The sequence below is a fragment of the Nonomuraea wenchangensis genome (assembly GCF_900111685.1).
In the GTDB taxonomy this organism is placed as follows: domain Bacteria; phylum Actinomycetota; class Actinomycetes; order Streptosporangiales; family Streptosporangiaceae; genus Nonomuraea; species Nonomuraea wenchangensis.
Map to the genome: position 1 here is coordinate 322,938 of NZ_FOHX01000009.1, position 15,531 is coordinate 338,468.

Consider the following 15,531-nt stretch of genomic DNA (forward strand, 5'->3'; position numbering starts at 1 on the left):
GTACGCCACCTCCCCGGCTAGATCGGGCCTAACCCACCGATTTGGTCGTGCCGTGCCGGGTATGTGCCCATTGGCCAACGATGGAGAGCCTGAGGAGTGAACCATGCGCAGCATCTGGAAGGGTGCGATCTCCTTCGGCCTGGTCACGATCCCCGTCAAGCTCTACTCCGCGACCGAGCAGAAGGACGTGTCGTTCCACCAGGTGCACCGCGCGGACGGCGGGCGCATCCGCTACAAGCGCGTGTGCCAGCTCGACGGCGAGGAGATCCCCTACGCCGACATCGCCAAGGGCTACGAGCTGGCCACGGGCGAGATGGTCGTGCTCACCGACGAGGACTTCGAGGACCTGCCCCTGACCACGTCCCGCAGGATCGACGTGCTGCAGTTCACCCCCGCTGAGCAGATCGACCCCATCTACTTCGCCAAGTCGTACTATCTGGAGCCCGACGCGCAGGGGGCGAAGCCGTACGTGCTGCTGCGCGACGCCCTGGAGAGCTCGGGCCAGGTCGCCGTGGTCAAGGTGGCGCTGCGCCAGCGGGAGTCGCTGGCGACGCTGCGCGTCCGCGACGGCGTCTTCGTCCTGGAGACCATGCTCTGGCCGGACGAGATCCGCGCGCCCGACTTCGAGTTCCTGGAGGAGGACATCGAGGTACGCGCCCAGGAGCTCAAGATGGCCGAGTCGCTCATCAGCACGATGGAGTCCGACTTCGACCCGAGCGAGTACCACGACACCTACCGCGAGGCGCTCCAGCACGTGATCGAGGCCAAGGTGGAGGGCAAGGAGGTCGTCCCGGCCGCCGAGGAGGAGGAAGCCGGGCCGGCCGTGGACCTGATGGCGGCGCTACGGGCCAGCGTCGAGGCGGCCAAGCGGGAACGGGAGGGCGCCCCCGCCAAGCCCAGGAAGGCCGCCTCGGGGAAGGCGAAGGACACGAAGGCGGGCTCCAAGGCCGACACGGCGAAGGAGGAGAAGGAGGAGAAGGCCCCCGCCAGGCGCAAGACCCGCAAGTCCGCCTGACCCCTCCTCCCGGCCGGGTCAGTACCCTGTTCCCCGGCCCAGCGGGCCGTACGCCTCGTCCGTGACCTGCTCCAGGACCTGGTTCTGCGGGCCGTAGGCGGTGACCGTCACCGGTGGCGAGTCCAGGACGGTGGACGGCTTGCCGCCATCGGGGCTGGGGACCGGCTTTCCGAGCACCCGGGCGATGAAGAAGCCGTCGGCGATGCGCGCGTCGGTACGCCGCCCGTCCGCCCAGTCGATCTCGACCCGTCGTACGTCGGCCGTGACCCGGCCGACCACGACCCGGTAGGTCTGGTCTCTCGTCGCCTTGTCCCGCTCCTCCTCGTAGCGCGACTGCGAGGTGTAGGCGTCCACCTGGAGGGCGCCGGGGAAGCCCCTCATGTTCCCCGGAGCCTTGAACCCCCAGTAGGTGAAGACCGCCCGCTCCGCGAGTTCCTCCGGCGTGCTCGGCGTGCACAGGACGAAGCCGGCACGGCTGCCGACCAGAGCGGTCGATCCGCCCTCGTCCCGGTACTCCACCAGCAGCCGGAAGTCCTCGACAGCGCCGTGCTCGGGGATGCGCCGGCGACCGTCCATGCTGTGCACGGGGCCTCCCTGGGGCATGCACGCGCGTACGGCCCGCGCCTGCTCGGGGGTGTTGTCCGGCAGGCGGTCCACCTCCGCCGCGGTGACCCCGTCGGGGCCTGCGCCGGTCGCGCCGGTCGCGACGGTCACCGCGGCGATCACCGACGCGGCCGCGGCGAGCCCGGCGACCGACAAGGAGAGGCGGCGGCGCCGCGTGGAGCCGGCCCGCGCCCGTGCCGCGCAGGCGAGCGCGTCGACGGGCCTCGCCTCGTCCGCCATCCGCCGCAGCTCGGCGGAGATCCGCTGTTCGTCGAGGGTCATCTCAGGCCTCCATGGTGATGGTCTCGCCGATCAGCTCGCGCAACCGGGCGACGGCTTGGTGCGTCTGGCTGCGTACGGTCCCCACCGAGCAGCCCATGATCCGGGCGACCTCCGACTCCGGGAGGTCCTCGTAGTAGCGGAGCACCAGGACCGCTCTCTTGCGCGGCGGCAGGGTCCGGAGCGCGCGGGCCAGGGTGAGGCGGGTCTCGACCTCGTCGGTCCGGTCGCCGGCGGCCCGGTCGGGCGGTGACAGGACCGGCTGTTCGCGTCCCCAGCGCGGGCTTCGCCAGCGGCCGGCCTGTTCGTGGTACATGACGCGGCGCACGTACGCCTCCGGGCTGTCGCGGATCCGCCGCCAGTGCCCGGCGGTCTTGGCCAGCGCGGTCTGGAGCAGGTCCTCGGCGGCGTGCTGATCGCCGGTCAGGAGGTACGCGAGCCTGATCAGCCGGTCGGAACGGCTGATGACGAACTCGGTGAAGTCACGCTGCTGGTCGGGGTGCAAGGGCTCTCCTCGGGTCTCACCCACCTAGATGCGGGCGGGCCCGCGGATCTATGGTGCGGCGTCCGATGGCCGCCCACCGACTGCTCAAATAGGGCATTTCGGATAATTCATGCGGTATCAATGCATAAACGTGTAATACAAGCAATGCCCCTCTTAATACGTGGCAAAATAGGGCGATTTCTGTTTGTGTACCCCTGGTGTCGGAAATGACATTTACCGGATGACTCAACGGCGGTCGTCCGAAACGTTTTTTCCGGTAATGCCGGAAAGATCGAGTACGGGGCAATCGATCCTTTAGGGGGAAAACGCAATGCCCAAGCTCAGGAGTGTTATCGCGGGCCTCGCCATCGGCACGGCCATGACCGGTGGCGCGGTCGCCGCGAGCGCCGCCACCTCTGCCGCCAGTGCCGCCACCCAGGTCAGCACGGGCACCACTGTCGCGACCGGCTGGGGCTGCGGCCACCGGAGCCGCTGCGGCTGGGGCGGGTGGGGCGGCTGGCGCCGCGGCCACCACCAGAGGACGCGGGTGAACGTCGACAACAACAACTTCAACTTCAACCGCACCTTCAACAACCGCCGGGAAATCGACCGCCGGTTCCACCGCCACCACCACAACCCGATGACCGGCTACGGCGCGAGTGGGCTCGCCACCACCAGTGACGCCGACGACGACATCGACTGATCAGGTCGCGTGACGATGGAAGAAGGAATCGCCCGCTGACGGCGAATCCCTTTTCCTCGTCTCCATGGCGATCCTGCTGAGGGTTCCCCGGCATCCGCCGGGGGACCCTCTATGCATTTCCCGGGAAGGACGGCTCGGAGCCGGCCTGCCGCGGCGCGACAAGGCGCTGCGGCCTTTGTCATGTCACGTTCCTCTGGGGTGGGTGATGCACGGGGGCGGAAGGGGCTGTGCGCGGACCTGGGGGCGTCAGCGGCCATCCGGTCGGCCTGCTGCGGGGGGCCAGGTGGCGGGTCGCCCGCCCTTGGAGACGCCGCTCGGGGTCGCCCGGCCATCGGGGGTGCGGCGACGGGGGAGGGACCTTGCGCGGTCGAGGGCCATCACATATGGCGCCCAAGGAGTGACCCCGCGCCAGGCGACCCCGGCATGAAGAAGTGCCCGTGTTCACCATGTGAACACGGGCACTCGCGGCTCAGTCGGCCGGAGGTTCACCACCTGGGCGGGTTCCCGCAGGAGACCTTAGGCTCAGGCTCCGGCCTGGCCGCTAATCCCAGTCGCCGTCGCCGTCGAAGTTACGGAAGCGGCGCTGGTGGTTGGTGTTGACGTTGGTGTTGGTGTTGACGACGACGACCCTGATGCGGCCGTGGCCCCGGTGGCCCCAGCCGGCCCGGCGCCAGCCCCAGCCGCCCCAGCCGCAGCGGCGGCGGGCGCCGCAGCCCCATCCGGTCTGGAAGCCGGTCTGCGTGGTGATCTGGGTGGCGGCGCTGGCGGCAGAGGTGGCCGCGCTCGCTGCGACCGCGCCTCCGGTCATGGCCGTGCTGAGGGCGAGGCCCGCGACAATACTCTTGAGCTTGGGCATTTTGTCTTCCCCCTAAAGGATCGATTGCCCCGTACCGCCCTTTCCTGAACAGCCTGATTGCTGCCGTCTTGTGTCAGGGCGGGGGATGTTCGGAACGAGTCCGTTCATCCGCACTCTTCATATAACCGGCTACCAACCCACACAAACCGGATTTGTCCACTTTTGCCGGTTTGTGACATAGGAAAGGGTCTGGGAAAACACGACGAGCGCCCCGCCGGCTGTCAGCCGGCGGGGCGCTCGAAGTTAATTCGCCGTGGCAGGTGAAGAGAAAAGAGATCTCAGGCCGCCCCCGCGCGCTAGCGCGGGGCCGGCCCGAGGAGAACCATTCATCACGGCGTCGTCATCCGTTTCATGGACGGATTTCCGGCGGTCGTGTGAAACGGCCCCTTACCCTTTGCTCTGTTGCTTCACGGACGCGTCATCACGACACTTCGTCGTCGAAGTTGCGGTGGTGGCGGCGGCGGTTGTTGTTCTCGAACTGGTCGTTGATGTTGCGGTTGTGGTTGCGGACCACGACGCAGATCTTGCCCCCGCCGCGGTGGCCCCAGCCCCAGCCGCCCCCGCCGTGACGGCAGTGGCGACGACCGTGGCCGCCCCAGCCCCAGCCGCCGTTGCCGAAGTTGTTGCCGAAGTTGTTGCCGAAGTTGGTGCCGAAGTTGTCGAAGCCGTCGCCGAAATCGCCGTCGTCGCCGTCGAAGTCGCCGGTGGCGACGGAGACGAGTGAGGTGACCGGGGTGGCGTTGGCGGCCGTGGTCCCCATGGCGACCACAGCGCCGGTCATCGCCGTGCTGATGGCGAGGCCGGACATAAGGCTCTTGAGCTTGGGCATTGCGTTTTCCCCCTAAAGGATCGAGTGCCCCGTTCAGACGTTTCCGGGTACCTGAAAAAGGTCTTGGACGGCTGCTTAAGAGTCATCCGGTGAATGTCATTTCCGGAGGGGCGGGCGGGCAAACTGGGATCACCCTATTTTGCTGTGTATTAAGAATCCTATTGCTTGCATTACACATCTATCCCATGAAATGACATGAAATGTCCGATTTGACCTATGCGGCGGAAGGCGGCAGCGCAAAGCGGCGCGGCTTCGCGCGAGTGAGAATGGCCGCGAACACGCCGGCCGGCCGCCGGACCCGAATAACCTCCGTGGCGCACGCCGGCGGGCGGCACATTCGCGATCGCATAACGACGGCGGACGTCATTGCATACACACAAAGGAAATAGACGTACGCCCGGACTGTGCTCCCGTACCGGCCCTGTCCCGCATGAATACGGTCAGTGCCGGACGGGTCACCGTCCGTGGCGCTGCCTGACATGTTTCCGCCGGTGGCCCTCATAAACGACGTCCGTCGGCTTTTGCCGGTCTCTTGGACATGTCGGGACGACTCGGGCCAGGGCGGGGGGCGGACGCCCGGTGTGGCGGGAAAAGTAAGGTAAAGGCCGTTCTGGCCCTTTCCGGGCCATCTCTGGGCTCGATGGTTATCGTTGGGGGAACGCACCCCCGCGTTCCATGAACGACGAGGAGGACGCATGGTCGCGGAGCCGATCCCGCACTGGCCGGGACGCACGATCGGCTCGTTGCACGTCCGATCCACCCCCGAGGGCCCGGCCGAGCAGGCGGTCTTCGTGCACGGTCTGGCCGGGTCGGCCACCAACTGGACCGACCTCATGGACGAGCTCAAGGACACCGTCAGGGGCCACGCCCTCGACCTGCCGGGCGCGGGCTTCTCCCCGGCCCCGGCCGACGGCGACTACACGGTGGCCGGGCACGCCAGGTCGGTGATCGGCCTGCTGGAGCGGACCGGGCCGGCTCACCTGTTCGGCAACTCGCTGGGCGGCGCGGTCTCCGTACGGGTCGCCGCGAGCCGTCCCGAGCTGGTCCGCTCGCTCACGCTGGTCTCCCCGGCGCTGCCCGACCTGGTCCCGCGCTACGGGCCCGCCCGGGTGGCCGCCGCCGCGATCCCCGTGGTGGGGGAGTGGGTGGCGGGCAAGCTGCAGCTCATCCCCGCCGAGCAGCGCGTCACCGCCTCCATGGCGATGGTCTGGGCCGACATCGGCGCGGTCCACCCCGTCCGGCTGCGCGACGCCATCGACGAGCTGCGCCGCCGCGACGACCTCCCGTACGCCGGCCAGGCCATGATCGCCTCGGCCCGCGGCATCGTGGCCGAGTACTTCCGCCGCGGCGAGGACAACCTCTGGCGCCAGGCCGCCAAGGTCGAGGCGCCGACGCTGATCCTGCACGGCCGGCACGACCGGCTCGTCCGCCCCGCGATGGCGCGCCGGGCGTGGCGCACCTTCCGCGACGTCAGGATCGTGCTGCTGCCGACCGCCGGCCACGTCGCCATGATGGAGATGCCGCAGGTCGTGGCGGCCGAAGCAGGCCGTCTGATCCGTGAGACTCGATTGGGGAATGCCCCACTGCCCAGCTAGGTTTCACAGTGAGATGAGACCCCGAAAACGGGAGCGTATTGAAGTGTCGTTGCCACCGCTGGTCGAGCCGGCAGACGAGCTGACCGTCGACGAAGTGCGCCGCTACTCGCGCCACCTGATCATTCCCGATGTGGGGATGGCCGGGCAGAAGCGGCTGAAGAACGCCAAGGTGCTGTGCGTCGGCGCCGGGGGCCTGGGCTCGCCCGCGCTGCTGTATCTCGCGGCGGCGGGCGTCGGCACCCTCGGCATCATCGACTTCGACGTGGTCGATGAGTCCAACCTGCAGCGCCAGGTCATCCACGGCCACTCCGACGTGGGCCGCCCGAAGGCCGAGAGCGCCGCCGCCTCGGTCCGCGAGATCAACCCCCTCGTCGAGGTCGTGGTCCACAACACGGTGCTGACCACCGAGAACGTGATGGAGGTCTTCTCCGGCTACGACCTCATCCTCGACGGCACCGACAACTTCGCCACGCGTTACATGGTGAACGACGCCGCGGTGCTGCTGGGCAAGCCGTACGTCTGGGGCTCCATCTACCGTTTCGACGGCCAGGCGAGCGTCTTCTGGGCCGAGCACGGGCCGTGCTACCGCTGCCTCTACCCCGAGCCCCCGCCTCCCGGCATGGTGCCGTCGTGCGCCGAGGGCGGCGTGCTCGGCGTGCTGTGCGCGTCGGTGGGCTCCATCCAGGTCAACGAGGCCATCAAGCTGCTGACCGGCATCGGCGATCCGCTGGTCGGGCGGCTGATGATCTACGACGCCCTGGAGATGAAGTACCGCGACGTCAAGGTCCGCAAGGACCCCGAGTGCGTCCTGTGCGGCAAGAACCCGACGCTCACCCAGCTCCTTGAGGACTACGAGGCGTTCTGTGGCGCGATCTCGGACGAGGCCGCCGAGGCCGCGACCGGCTCCACCATCACCGCCCTTGAGCTCAAGGACATGCAGGAGCGCGGCGAGGACATCTTCCTCGTGGACGTCCGCGAGCCCAACGAGTACGAGATCGTCTCCATCCCCGGCGCCACGCTGATCCCGAAGGGCGAGTTCCTCAACGGCTCGGCCCTGGAGAAGCTGCCGCAGGACAAGCGCATCGTGCTCCACTGCAAGTCGGGTGCGCGCTCGGCCGAGGCGCTGGCGGTCGTCAAGAACGCCGGTTTCTCCGACGCCGTGCACGTGGGCGGCGGCGTGCTGAGCTGGGTCAAGACGGTGGACCCGAGCCTGCCCAGCTATTAGGCATATTGCGGCATTTTTGCGGGGTGTTCCGGTGACGCCCTGGTTAAGGTCGATGACGTGAACACGTCCCGGCCCTGGCCGACCCTGGTGGCGGCCTCCGCGCTGACCCTGGTCTGCGCGGTGGCCGCCGGGGTCGCGGGCGGTTCGGCGGGCACCGAGCTCACGCGCGGTCCCACGGCCGCCGAGCTGCGGGCCGCCGCCGCGCGGGAGGTCGCCGAGCGCTGGCGCACCTGGCCCGCCGGGCGCGTGTTCCCCGCCACGCTGGCCTACTCCGCCGAGCAGGGCGGCGAGGAGCACGCCCGCCGCGTCGGCATCTCGCCCGACACCTCCTGCGCGCACGCCGACCCGGCGGCGGCCGAGGGGCTGCGCCTGGCCGGCTGCAAGGGGCTGCTGCGGGCCACGTACATCGACGCTCTGCAGGGCGTGCTCGTCACCGTCGGCGTGGCGGCCCTGCCGGACGAGCCGCGCGCCGCCCGCGCGCGTGCCGCCTTCGCCGAGGGCGGCGAACCCGTTCCCGGCCTGCTCCCGCTGGCCTTCCCCGGCACGGTCGCCGAACGGTTCACGCCCGCCGTCCGTCAGGCGGGGTCGGTCGGCCAGGCGGGGCCTTACCTCGTGCTCACCACGGCGGGAGAGGTGGACGGGCGGCCGGGGAGCGCCGTCGGCGAGCCGCGGCCCGCGGTGTTCTCGTTCGCCGTCGAGATCTCCGAGCGCGTCCTCGCCACGCTCAGCACCCCCGCCATGCCCGACTGCGGCGGCGAGGAATGGCAGTGCTGAGGCGGGGCAGTCACTCAGGCGTGCTGAGAGGCGTGCCGCGGCCGGTGCTCGCCGCCGGGGCGGCGGTGGGAGCGCTGCTGCTGGGCGCGCCGCCCGCCTACCCCGACGACGTACGCAGCGGGCAGCGCCAGGTCATCGAGACGCTGGAGCTCCAGCAGGCGTGGCGGGTCACCAAAGGCGCTGGCGCCACCGTCGCCGTGCTCGACTCCGGCGTGGACCCGGGCCACCGCGACCTGACCGGCTCGGTGCGCACGGGCAAGGACTTCACCGCGGGCGCGAACCCGCCGGACGTGCCGCCGCGCAGGCTGCACGGCACTTACATGGCCTCGCTGATCGCCGGGCACGGGCACGGGCCGGCCGGAATACAGGGGATCATCGGCGTCGCGCCCGAAGCGGACGTACTGTCGGTGAGGGTCATCCTCGAGGACGAGGAGCCCGGTTTCCTGAAGTTCAACACCGCCGAGCGGTTCGAGGACGTCGTGGCGCGCGGCATCAGGTACGCGGTGGACGAGGGGGTGGACGTGATCAACCTGTCGATCTCCAAGGAGCTCGCCACCGCGAAGGAGCGCGCCGCCGTCCGCTACGCGATCTCCAAGGGCGTCGTGCTCGTGGCCGCCGCCGGCAACGAGGGCGACAGGACGCTCGGCCGCGACTACGCGCCCTACTCCTACCCGGCGGCCTTCCCCGGCGTGGTCGCGGTGGGGGCGACCGACCGGCGGCTGCGCCGGGCCGGGTTCTCGAACTGGAATCCCTCGGTGCAGGTGGCCGCGCCCGGCGTGGACATCATGGGGGCGGGCCCCGGCGACGAGTACTGGGTGGGACGGGGCACGTCGCAGGCGACCGCGCTGGTGTCCGGCGTCGTCGCCCTCATCAAGGCGCGGCATCCGCGCATGTCGCCGCCGCTCGTCGCGCAGGCGCTCACGGCCGGCGCACTCGACCGTCCGCCGGGCGGCTACGACACCTCCACGGGCTTCGGCGTCGTGAGCGCCGCCAGAGCGCTCGCCGCGGCCGACCGCCTGGCCGGCCACACGGCGGTCGCCACCGGCGCCGCGGTCCAGGACCCCGGCCGTCCTCTCGCCGGGGGGCGGGCGGGCCCGGTCAAGGTCGTCGTACGGGACGACCGGCGGGTGGCCGTCTCTGCGGCCATCGCCACGGCGGCGGGCGCGGGCGCGCTCGCCTCGCTGGGGGTCATATTCACGCTGGTCAGGCGGGTACGCCGGGCACACAGCCCCCAAGACGCATGATCTGTTCCCGTAGGGGGACGAACTAGACACGGGACCGAACCGGGAACGAGGCGGTGGTGAAGGCACGTAGGACGACGTCAGGGTTGCCGCGCGCCGGAGAGGAAGCCACGCCGGGTCGGAGAAATCCGCTCGGCGCCGCCACCGGCCGCGGGTCGCGGGTGCGCGCCTGGCCGGCCGGCGACGGCCGCAGGCGGACGAGCGCCGCGAGGCAGCGCGCGGAGCTGCTGGAGCTCCAGCAGGGCATCCAGTACCGGCGCATCTTCGTGACGCTGCTCGGCGTCATCATCGCCGTGTCCGCGGCCGTGGTGCTCCTCGGCACGGTCGGGCTGCTCACCGAGACCCGCTCGCGGCCGCTCACCTCCGCCGAGCAGAACCAGTACAAGCAGGAGGAGATCGCCCGGCGCTGGCAGGCGTGGCCGACGACCGGCGTCTTCCCCGACGAGGTCAAGTACCTCGGGCTGGACCGGGCCCAGCAGTACGCGCGCCGGATCGGCATCGCCCCCGAGACCGAGTGCGCCAAGGGCGTGGACGCCCCCGTCGCCGACGTGCTGCGCAGCCACGGCTGCGTGACGATGCTGCGGGCCACGTACATGGACCAGACGGCGTCGTTCGTCTTCACGGTCGGCGTGGCCGTGCTCAAGGACGAGGAGTCCAGGATGTCGGCCGGCGAGGAGCTCACCCAGGACGACCGCGTGGGCGTGCTGCCCGTGGCCTTCCCCGGCACGGTGAGCGAGCGCTTCGGGCCCGAGCAGCGGCAGCGTACGAGCTGGGTCGGCGCGGGCCCCTATCTCGTCTTCTCCACCGGCGGCTACGCCGACGGGCGCACCAGGGCCGCGATCCCGCCCGAGGAGATCCTGCACCCGGAGCTGTGGCCGGCGGGCAAGTCCATCGGCAACCAGATCGCCTACTTCCTCGCGGACCCGCCCAAGGTCCCGCCCTGCACGCAGGGGAACGTGTGCTGACCGTCGCGCGCGCCGTCGCCGCGGTGCTGCTCGCCCTCACCGGCCAGACCGGCGCCGCCGCCCCCGTCAGGGACCAGCAGCAGTGGGTGCTGGACGCGCTCAACGTCGAGCAGGCGTGGACCGTCACCAAGGGCGCCGGGGTCACCGTCGCCGTCGTGGACAGCGGCGTGGACGACACCGTCAAGGAGCTGAAGGGCCGCGTCACCAAGGGCCCCGACATGACCTCGGGCACCGCCGTGCACGACGTGCCGCCCGGCAGGCACGGCACCGCCATGGCGGCCCTGATCGCCGGCTCCGGCACCGGCGGCGGGCTCATCGGCATCGCGCCCGAGTCGCGCATCCTGTCGCTGCCGATGGCGACCGACGACGAGCCCGTGATCGGCATCCCGCCCGCGCCGGACGCCGAGACGGCCGCGGACAGCCCGCTCGCGCGCGCCCTGCGGTACGCGGCCAACCATGGGGCGCAGGTCGTCAGCATGTCGATCGGCTCGTACGGCCCGGTCAGGTCGGAGCGGGAGGCGGTGTCGTACGCACTGGACAAGGGCGTCGTGCTGGTCGCCGCCGCGGGCAACGACGGCCTGACCCAGTACGCCCAGGACAAGGGCACCTCCTACTGGAGCTTCCCCGCGGGCTATCCGGGCGTGATCGGCGTGGCCGCGACCGACAAGCAGGGCAGGCGGGCCTCGTTCAGCAGCGACAACCTGTCGGTGCTGGTGTCCGCGCCGGGCGTCGGCGTGCCGGTGGTCAAGCTCGGGAGCGGCTACGACCTGTCGGAGGGCACCAGCTCGGCCGCCGCGCTGATTTCCGGCGTGGCCGCGCTGGTCAAGTCCCGGCATCCCGGCCTGCGGCCCGAGCAGGTGGCGCAGGCCCTCGCGAGCGGCGCCCGCGGCCGGCCCGCCGCCGGCTACGACGACCAGATCGGCTTCGGCGTGGTGGACGCCGCCGCCGCGCTCAACGCCGCCGACGCGCTGGCCGGCCGGCCGAGCGGCGTGGTCGATCCGAGCGGCAAGGAGCACTTCGGCAGCGGCGAGGCGCCGGTGCCCCAGCGGCCGGGGCCGGACCCGCTGCGGCTCTGGCTGTACGGAGGGGGCACGCTTGTGGCGCTCATCACTTTTTGTGGTGCGATCGTCGTCCTGAATCAGCGTAGAGAGTCGTGAAAGATCCGCTATCGTCCCCCGTCATGGGATACGAGCTGCGAGTGGTACGCGAGTCGCCACTCGCCTTCGCGGACTTGGCGAAGGCCATCGCGCCGGCCGGATTCGAGCTGCGCGGATCTGACGAGATCGTCATCGGTCACGACGGCCGTGCGCACCAGGTCGCCCGCTGGACCGGCGCGGTGGTCGGCGAGCCCGGCTCCGACTGGCAGGTGGCCCAGCTCCTGAGGTTGTCGGCCGCGCTCGGCGCCCGGCTCGTGGGCGAGGACGGCGAGGTCTACCGGCTGCGCGACGGCGTCATGGAGGTCGAGACCGGCGGCAGCGTGGCCGAGCTCGGCAAGTTCGAGGAGATCATCGACGCCGGACCCGCGGCGTGGACCCCCTGAACCCCTTCGCCGAGCGGGTGCTCGATCTGGTCGAGCGCATCCCTCCCGGCACGGTGATGGCCTACGGGGACATCGCCGAATATCTGGGCGAGGGCGGCCCCCGCCAGGTCGGCAAGGTGATGTCCACCTGGGGAGGCGGCGTGCCCTGGTGGCGCGTCGTGCACGCAGACGGCAGCGGCGCCGCACCCGATCACCTGCGCGAATGCCTGGCCCGCTGGCGCGAGGAAGGCACCCCGCTGCGCGGCGAGCGGGTCGACATGCGCCGCGCCCGCTGGGACGGCCGCCCGGCCGACGGTGCGGCCGACCCTTCAGCGGATTTTCAGTAAGGGTCCTGACCAGCGGATTCCTTGATCGGGCGATTCTGTGACATGTGACGCCCATTACCATGGGCAGAACACTGATGGCGGCCCGAAAGGCGGTGCCTCCCTATGGCCACCGGCGTCACAGCCCAGAGCCAGGGCGGCGAACCTCTCGCCGACCGCCTCAAGGCTGTCCAGGATCTCTGCGATCGTGGCGAGCCTCTCGAAGCGGTCATGCGAGCGGTCGGCCCCGGCGGACGCGACGCCGCGTTCGACAACGAGGTGCTCAGCGGTCCCCTCGGGGGCCGGATCGACCTCGCGGTCAAACGCGGTCCCGCGCGGCGGCGCGAGATGCTGGCGCTCGTGCGCCCCTACCTCGCGGCCGTGGACGCGGGCGTCAAACGCGACCTGCCGGTCGCCCGGCGGGTGATCGTCCACCTGATCGAGACCCGTCCCGACGACGAGCTGATCGACGGCGACACGCTGGTCAAGGTCGTCGAGGCCGCGGCCGAGCCGTCCAGGCGCATCCGCAAGGGCCTGCGCTGGTACGCCGACCTGCCGTTGCAGGACGAGCTGGCGCCCGACCTCTACCGGCTGCGCCGCGCCGACATGGTGCCCGTCACGCACATCGACGACATCGCCTGGGTCGACGGCAAGCTGCGCGTCACCGGCTTCGCCTACCTGGCGGGGCTGTCGGTGCGCAGCAGGCGCGCCAACTGGGCGACCGTGGTGCTGCGCGGGCCGCGCTGGCTGCCGCCGATCCGCATGCGGACGCGGCGGACGTACGAGCCGGAGGCCACCCACGGGGCGCGCGAGCCCGGCTGCAACTACGACTGGTCCGGCTTCTCCGCCGAGCTGCGCCCGTGGCCGCTGCGCTGGCGCGGCGCGGTGCGCAACGTCGTGTCGGCGGTGCGCCGCCGCATGCGGCACCGCCCGTCGGTGCCCGACACCACGACGTGGCGGGCCGAGATCGTGTTCTGGAGCCGTGGCGCCCGCGCCACCGGCCTGCTGCGCGGCTCCTCGCTCGGCCGCCCCGAACGCCCGGCGGGGCTCAAGCTCAAGCCCGGCTGGTGGGTGCGCCCGGTCTGGACCTCCGACCGCGCGCTCCAGGTCGTGCTCCAGCCCAACCGGGCCGAGCTGACCGGCGTCGCCCTCGACGGCGACCGCCTGGAGCTCAAGATCTCCCTGCCCGGCCGCAGCGTCACCAAGGGCCACGCCCGGCTGGGCGGCCACCGCATCGCGGCCGAGTTCACGCCCGTCACCGGCGGCACCGAGGTCGTCGTCGGGCTGGCCGTGCCCGCCCTGCTCCAGGAGAAGGACGGCCGGCGGCTCTGGGTCGAGCCCAAGGGCGACCCGGCGGCCTCCGTCATACTGGCCGACCTGCCCGAGGCCCGCGAGGTCGTGGGCGACCGCGAGATCACCGTGCTCGGCGACCGGCGCGACCGCGTCGTGCTCTCCGCCCACCGCATCAGGCCGGTCATCACCTCGGCCGTGTGGGAGGGCCAGGCACTGGTGCTGAGTGGCCGCTACCCCGACGCGCCGGGCCCGCGCACGCTCACGCTGCGGCACCGGTCGGGGTTGTCCTACCAGCTGCCGATGGAGCGGTCCGGCGAGGGCTTCTCCGTCCGGGTCTCGCCCTCGGCGATGGACCGCTTCGGCGAGCCCGTGCCGCTGGCCTCCGGCACCTGGAACATGTCGCTGCGCCACCCGTCGGGCGAGATCGTGCCGCTGCGCATGGACCACGCCGCCCTGGCGGGCCTGGACGAGGAGCCGCGCACCCTCGACGGCCGCGTCTACCGCATGCTCTCCACCCGCTTCGACGTGCCGGTCGTCACGGTCGAGGAGGCCCGTCCCGCCGACGAGCGCGGCGTGGCGGGCACCCACGTGCTGCGCCGCGTCTTCTACCCGGCGCAGCGCACCGAGCCGCTCAACGACGCCACCGTCTATGTCGTCAACGACGGCCGCCTCTACGCCGACAGCGTCCGCGCCATCTACGAGGAGCGGCTGCGGCGCGGCGACGACCGCGAGCACATCTGGATCGTCAAGGACGGCGCGTTCGTGCCGCCGGGCCCGGCCACGGTCGTGCGGGCCGGCAGCCGCGAGCACCACGCCGCGCTGGCGCGCTCCCGGCACATCATCAGCAACGCGTTCCTGCCCACCTGGTTCCGCGCCCGCGAGGACCAGGTGGTGGTGCAGACCTGGAACGGCACCCCGGCCAAGCACATCGGCAACGACCTGCCCCACATGAAGCGCGACCCGAGGCCGCCGATCTGGCACCGCCAGGCCGCCGAGGTGCGCGGCTGGGACCTGCTGCTGTCGCAGTCGCCGTGGGCCACGCCGGTGCTGCGCAAGGCGTTCGGCTACAAGGGCGAGGTGCTGGAGAGCGGGCTGCCGCGCAACGACGTGCTCAACTCGCCCGACCGCGAGGCGCTGGCCGAGGCCGTGCGCGAGCGGCTGGGGCTGGCGGAGGGCAAGCGGGTCGTCCTGTACGCGCCGACCTACCGCGACTACGACCGCAAGAACGCGATGGTCAAGCTCGACCTCGCCAAGGCGCGCGAGGCGCTGGGGGCCGACCACGAGATCCTGGTCAGGGCGCACCCGATGCAGGCCGTCCCCGCGGTCCCCGAGATCGCGCGTGACGTCACCACATATCCGGACATCGCCGAGCTGCTGCTGATCGCGGACGTCCTGGTCACCGACTACTCCTCGGTGATGTTCGACTTCGCCGCCACCGGCCGCCCGATCGTCCTCTACGCCTACGACCAGGCCAAATACGCCAACAAGCGCGGCCTCTACCTCGACCTCGCCGAACAGGCCCCCGGCCCGGTGCTGTCCACCTCGGCGCAGGTCGTCGAGGCGCTGCGCTCGATCGACGAGGTCGCCGCCGCCCACGCCGACCGCTACGACGCCTTCCGCGCCACCTTCGCCCCCAGGGACGACGGCAAGGCGACGGTCCGCGTCGTGGACCACCTCTTCTCCTAGAAGGACGTCCGCCGAGGTCCCGGGCCACGTCTCAGCGCCCGGGACCTCGGCGTGTCGTCGGGATTTCCGCGATTTCCGCCGCTAACGTAGGCGGTTCGCGCGAGAAGACCGGGCAACTCGGCACGATCTACCCCTGTGGTC

15 protein-coding genes are annotated in these 15,531 nt (G+C 71.2%); 11 read left to right on the forward strand and 4 right to left on the reverse strand.

Going from position 1 to position 15,531, the window contains the following annotated elements; genetic code table 11:
• The first annotated feature begins 103 nt into the window (after positions 1-103).
• Complete coding sequence (gene ku / locus BMW85_RS27805; RefSeq protein WP_091087000.1) at positions 104-1,015, forward strand: non-homologous end joining protein Ku; 912 nt, start codon at positions 104-106, stop codon at positions 1,013-1,015.
• 18 nt (positions 1,016-1,033) lie between these two features.
• Here ku and BMW85_RS27810 read toward each other — a convergent pair whose 3' ends face one another.
• Both BMW85_RS27810 and BMW85_RS27815 read right to left on the reverse strand, forming a co-directional pair.
• Entirely contained in the window at positions 1,034-1,900 is an 867-nt protein-coding gene (locus BMW85_RS27810; RefSeq protein WP_091087003.1) for a hypothetical protein, read from the reverse strand.
• A 1-nt stretch (position 1,901) separates the two neighbouring features.
• Entirely contained in the window at positions 1,902-2,402 is a 501-nt protein-coding gene (locus BMW85_RS27815) for a SigE family RNA polymerase sigma factor (RefSeq protein ID WP_091087005.1), read from the reverse strand.
• A gap of 310 nt (positions 2,403-2,712) precedes the next feature.
• On the opposite strand from BMW85_RS27815, the gene BMW85_RS49770 reads away from it, so the two are divergent.
• On the forward strand, positions 2,713-3,084 hold the full coding sequence (locus BMW85_RS49770) for a hypothetical protein (RefSeq protein WP_091087007.1): 372 nt from the start codon (positions 2,713-2,715) through the stop codon (positions 3,082-3,084).
• A 541-nt stretch (positions 3,085-3,625) separates the two neighbouring features.
• On the opposite strand, the gene BMW85_RS49775 is transcribed toward BMW85_RS49770, so the two are convergent.
• Together BMW85_RS49775 and BMW85_RS49780 are read right to left on the reverse strand one after the other, a co-directional pair.
• A complete protein-coding gene (locus tag BMW85_RS49775) occupies positions 3,626-3,940 on the reverse strand; it encodes a hypothetical protein (RefSeq protein ID WP_091087010.1) in 315 nt (104 codons plus the stop codon).
• Positions 3,941-4,361: 421 nt separating this feature from the next.
• A complete protein-coding gene (locus BMW85_RS49780) occupies positions 4,362-4,769 on the reverse strand; it encodes a hypothetical protein (RefSeq protein ID WP_177240916.1) in 408 nt (135 codons plus the stop codon).
• A gap of 695 nt (positions 4,770-5,464) precedes the next feature.
• Between BMW85_RS49780 and BMW85_RS27835 the strand changes: the two genes are divergently transcribed.
• The 9 genes from BMW85_RS27835 (at position 5,465) to BMW85_RS27875 (ending at position 15,390) form a co-directional block, all read left to right on the forward strand.
• Entirely contained in the window at positions 5,465-6,364 is a 900-nt protein-coding gene (locus BMW85_RS27835; RefSeq protein WP_091087015.1) for an alpha/beta fold hydrolase, read from the forward strand.
• Between the two features lie 43 nt (positions 6,365-6,407).
• A complete protein-coding gene (gene moeZ, locus BMW85_RS27840; RefSeq protein ID WP_091087018.1) occupies positions 6,408-7,589 on the forward strand; it encodes an adenylyltransferase/sulfurtransferase MoeZ in 1,182 nt (393 codons plus the stop codon).
• A gap of 57 nt (positions 7,590-7,646) precedes the next feature.
• Positions 7,647-8,363 carry a hypothetical protein gene (locus BMW85_RS27845; RefSeq protein WP_245775108.1) on the forward strand — a complete coding sequence of 239 codons (717 nt, stop codon included), beginning with the start codon at positions 7,647-7,649 and terminating at the stop codon, positions 8,361-8,363.
• A 20-nt stretch (positions 8,364-8,383) separates the two neighbouring features.
• A complete protein-coding gene (locus tag BMW85_RS27850) occupies positions 8,384-9,607 on the forward strand; it encodes a S8 family serine peptidase (protein ID WP_091087020.1) in 1,224 nt (407 codons plus the stop codon).
• Between the two features lie 158 nt (positions 9,608-9,765).
• Positions 9,766-10,569 carry a hypothetical protein gene (locus BMW85_RS27855; protein WP_091087023.1) on the forward strand — a complete coding sequence of 268 codons (804 nt, stop codon included), beginning with the start codon at positions 9,766-9,768 and terminating at the stop codon, positions 10,567-10,569.
• Positions 10,563-11,726, forward strand: a complete 1,164-nt coding sequence (locus BMW85_RS27860; protein WP_091087026.1) for a S8 family peptidase — start codon at positions 10,563-10,565, stop codon at positions 11,724-11,726. Before BMW85_RS27855 ends, BMW85_RS27860 begins: the two co-directional genes overlap by 7 nt.
• A 23-nt stretch (positions 11,727-11,749) precedes the next feature.
• Complete coding sequence (locus tag BMW85_RS27865) at positions 11,750-12,109, forward strand: hypothetical protein (RefSeq protein ID WP_091087028.1); 360 nt, start codon at positions 11,750-11,752, stop codon at positions 12,107-12,109.
• On the forward strand, positions 12,097-12,435 hold the full coding sequence (locus tag BMW85_RS27870; RefSeq protein WP_091087029.1) for an MGMT family protein: 339 nt from the start codon (positions 12,097-12,099) through the stop codon (positions 12,433-12,435). The genes BMW85_RS27865 and BMW85_RS27870 overlap by 13 nt, the downstream gene beginning before the upstream one ends.
• A 207-nt stretch (positions 12,436-12,642) precedes the next feature.
• Positions 12,643-15,390, forward strand: a complete 2,748-nt coding sequence (locus BMW85_RS27875; protein WP_091087161.1) for a CDP-glycerol glycerophosphotransferase family protein — start codon at positions 12,643-12,645, stop codon at positions 15,388-15,390.
• The last annotated feature ends 141 nt before the right edge of the window (positions 15,391-15,531 follow it).